The 3,054-nt window shown below is 59.9% G+C and carries 3 protein-coding genes; 2 read left to right on the top strand and 1 reads right to left on the bottom strand.

Annotated features, from left to right (window positions below):
- Positions 1-195: 195 nt before the first annotated feature.
- On the bottom strand, positions 196-1,047 hold the full coding sequence (locus PMI31_RS25420) for a CAP domain-containing protein (protein ID WP_008022284.1): 852 nt from the start codon (positions 1,045-1,047) through the stop codon (positions 196-198).
- A 143-nt stretch (positions 1,048-1,190) separates the two neighbouring features.
- Between PMI31_RS25420 and PMI31_RS25415 the strand changes: the two genes are divergently transcribed.
- Both PMI31_RS25415 and PMI31_RS25410 read left to right on the top strand, forming a co-directional pair.
- Positions 1,191-1,811 (top strand): cell wall hydrolase, encoded by a 621-nt coding sequence (locus PMI31_RS25415; RefSeq protein WP_008022282.1) that lies wholly within the window; start codon positions 1,191-1,193, stop codon positions 1,809-1,811.
- Positions 1,812-2,011: 200 nt separating this feature from the next.
- Positions 2,012-2,986, top strand: coding sequence for an NAD-dependent epimerase (locus PMI31_RS25410; protein WP_008022281.1), 975 nt, complete (start codon positions 2,012-2,014; stop codon positions 2,984-2,986).
- The last annotated feature ends 68 nt before the right edge of the window (positions 2,987-3,054 follow it).

The following is a 3,054-nucleotide window of genomic DNA, read 5'->3' as shown; positions in this document are numbered from 1 at the left end:
AGCGAGGCGGCCTACTGGCCGGCCTGATCGCAATTGAACGCGTTCCCCTGTAGGAGCGAGCTTGCTCGCGATGGACGTCAACGATAACGCGGGCTGTCTGATTGATCGTGTTGTTCAGACGTTTTTCGCGAGCAAGCTCGCTCCTACAGGTGCCCCGTTGGATGGCCCGTCCGTGACACACTCAAAGTCTTGTCTTTACTGCGCCCCAAACATCGCCGTCCAGTAAATCCCTGCATCGCTTTTCGGGTCGGTCGCGTAAGCGGCGCCCAGTTCGCGGAACTGCGGGTTCATCAGGTTGGCGCAATGGCCGGGGCTGGACAGCCAGCCTTCGACCACCTTGTGTGGCGTGTCTTGCCCGGCGGCGATGTTTTCGCCGATCTGCTGGAAGTCGTAGCCGGCCAGTTCCGCGCGGTCACCCGGTGTGCGGCCGTCGCGGTCCTTGTGATCGAAGTAGTTGTGGTTGGCCATGGAGCGCGAGTTGCCTTCGGCGGCGGTGGCCAGCGTGGCGTTCCAGGCCAGGGCTGGCGCGGCGGCAAAGGATTGCGCACCGCACTGGCGTGGCCGGGTGCGTGCTGCATTGACTTCGGTCAGCAACTTCTGGCCCTCGGCCTGCGCGTCGCCCAGGCGTGCGCTCAACAACGGCCGTGCGACCACGATGCGCCATTCACGGTCCTGGCGGCTGACGCCGACATCGACGAATTGCGGGTCGAGGACGATCTGGCAAAAACTCTCCTGAATCGCCTTCATCGCCGAGGCTGCATCGCGAGGCCCGGACAGGCTGATGACCTGCACATTCTTCATGGGATAACCCGCCGTGGCCATGGCCTGCTGCAGATTGCCGATGCTCGGGGCGGTCAGCACCAGGCGCGGGTCGGCCGACAGTGGCGGCAGTTCCGAGGAAACCTGGCCGGCACAGCGCTGCAGTTGGCTGCGGTAGACGTTGATCGATTCGATCAATTGCGATTCGTCCGCCGCCGAGGCGTTGGCGGCCAATACCAGGCCCAGTGACAAACCGGCCAAACCCTTTGCGGATGAGATGAAACCCATGAATATCCCCTTTTGAGCAGATTGCGCCCATGATGCGCGAAGTTGGCCCATCCAGGACAACGGAATTATCCAGAGTGTAGTGGGGCGGATGAAAACATTTCACTACTACACTGCATCGAACCGTTCGCCGAGTGACACCGATCATGCGCCTCGACTGGATCGCCACTTGCCTCGCCCTCTCGTTGCTTGCCGGCCCGGTATCCGCCGGGGATCAAGAGCAAAAACAGCAAGCGGCCGAGAACAAGGCCGAAGTGCTGGAGCAGAAGGCCGCCGAGAACAGCAACCCCGCGCCGGCACCCAAGGCTGAAGCCATTACCCCGTCCGAAGTCCAGGCCGTTGACCCGGCGGGTGCCGCGCCCCTGGACGATGCGATCACTTGCCTGGCTCGCTCGATTTACTGGGAAGCCAAGGGCAAGGACGCCGCCGACATGGAGGCGGTGGCCAACGTGGTCATGAATCGCCTGGGCCACGAGGGCTTTCCGGACACGGTGTGCAAAGTGGTCAAGCAGGGTTCCGAGACCAGGAGTTGCCAGTTCTCCTGGTGGTGTGACGGCAAATCCGATTCGGCGCAGGAAGAGGCACCTTACGCGATGGCCAAGGAAATCGCGCGCAAGGCCCTGAACAAGGAACTGCCGGATCGCACGCAGGGTGCCCTGTATTTCCATGACCGTACCGTCAACCCGGATTGGGCCGAGGGATACATCAGGACCGTGGATATCGGTTTGTTCCGGTTTTACAAGCCACATGACGGATCGGCCAAATAGTAGCGGCTATTTCGGCCAAATACTTTTTTTTTGCTGATGTAGTGCACGGCCTTATCGAAACTGAAATGTTTCTGTTTTATAAGCTTCATAACGAAACGATGCGTGGAATGACGCCAGGAGCAGGAACTACACATGAAGCTGACAAGTGTCTGGATCAGTAATTTCGCGTCGATCGTGACGCAGTCGCAGGCGTGCGTCCAATGACCGTTCTGGTCACCGGTGCGGCCGGTTTCATCGGTTTTCATACGGTCCAGCGTTTGTGCCGCGAAGGTCAGGACGTTGTCGGTATCGACAACCTCAACGACTACTACGACGTGGAACTCAAGCACGCGCGCCTCAAGGTGCTGGAGACTTTGCCGGGTTTTCGTTTCCAGAAAATGGACATCGTCGACAAACCGGCCCTGATGAACCTGTTCCAGGAACACGGTTTTACCGAGGTGGTGCATCTGGCCGCCCAGGCTGGCGTGCGCTACTCGCTGGACAACCCGGATGTCTATGGGCAATCGAACCTGGTGGGTTTCCTCAATGTGCTGGAAGCCTGTCGCCACCATCGCCCCGAGCATCTGATCTACGCCTCGAGCAGTTCGGTGTACGGCACCAACAGCAAGATGCCATTCAGTGTCGAGGATCCTGTCGAACATCCCGTTTCGCTGTACGCCGCCAGCAAGCGCGCCAATGAACTGCTGGCCGAAAGTTACTGCCATCTGTATGGCCTGAAAGCCAGTGGCCTGCGCTTTTTTACCGTCTACGGTCCGTGGGGGCGCCCGGACATGGCGCTGTTCAAGTTTACCGACGCCATCCTCAAAGACCTGCCCATCGACATTTACAACGAGGGGCAGATGTCGCGCGACTTTACCTACGTCGACGACATTGTCGAAGGTATCGCCCGGCTACGGCCGAAGCCGCCGGTGCCGCAAGGCGCCGCCGGGGTCAACCGGCTCTTCAACATCGGGCGGGGCATGCCGGTGGCGTTGCTGGATTTCGTCGACTGTCTGGAATCCGCCCTGGGCCTGCAGGCCCGGCGCAACTACATGCCGATGCAGGCCGGTGATGTGGTCAAGACCTGGGCCGATGTCTCGGCACTGGCCGAGTGGGTGGGTTTCAGCCCGCAGGTGACGCTCGAAACCGGCGTCGGCGAGTTTGTGAAGTGGTATCGGCAGTTCTACCAGATTTGAAGCGTTCGCCTCTGATCTCGAAAAATCAAAAAAAGGCGAGAGAGATTCCATGAGCCAAGACATTTTTG

Source organism: Pseudomonas sp. GM55, assembly GCF_000282395.1.
GTDB classification, from domain to species: domain Bacteria; phylum Pseudomonadota; class Gammaproteobacteria; order Pseudomonadales; family Pseudomonadaceae; genus Aquipseudomonas; species Aquipseudomonas fluorescens_CC.
Note: the sequence above shows the minus strand (reverse complement) of the source record. Positions and strands in the feature narration are given on the sequence as shown.

Coding starts and splice junctions, on each gene's coding strand:
- PMI31_RS25420 (WP_008022284.1), bottom strand. CDS start 1,047: ATGGGTTTCATCTCATCCGCAAAGGGTTTGGCCGGTTTGTCACTGGGC.
- PMI31_RS25415 (WP_008022282.1), top strand. CDS start 1,191: ATGCGCCTCGACTGGATCGCCACTTGCCTCGCCCTCTCGTTGCTTGCC.
- PMI31_RS25410 (WP_008022281.1), top strand. CDS start 2,012: ATGACCGTTCTGGTCACCGGTGCGGCCGGTTTCATCGGTTTTCATACG.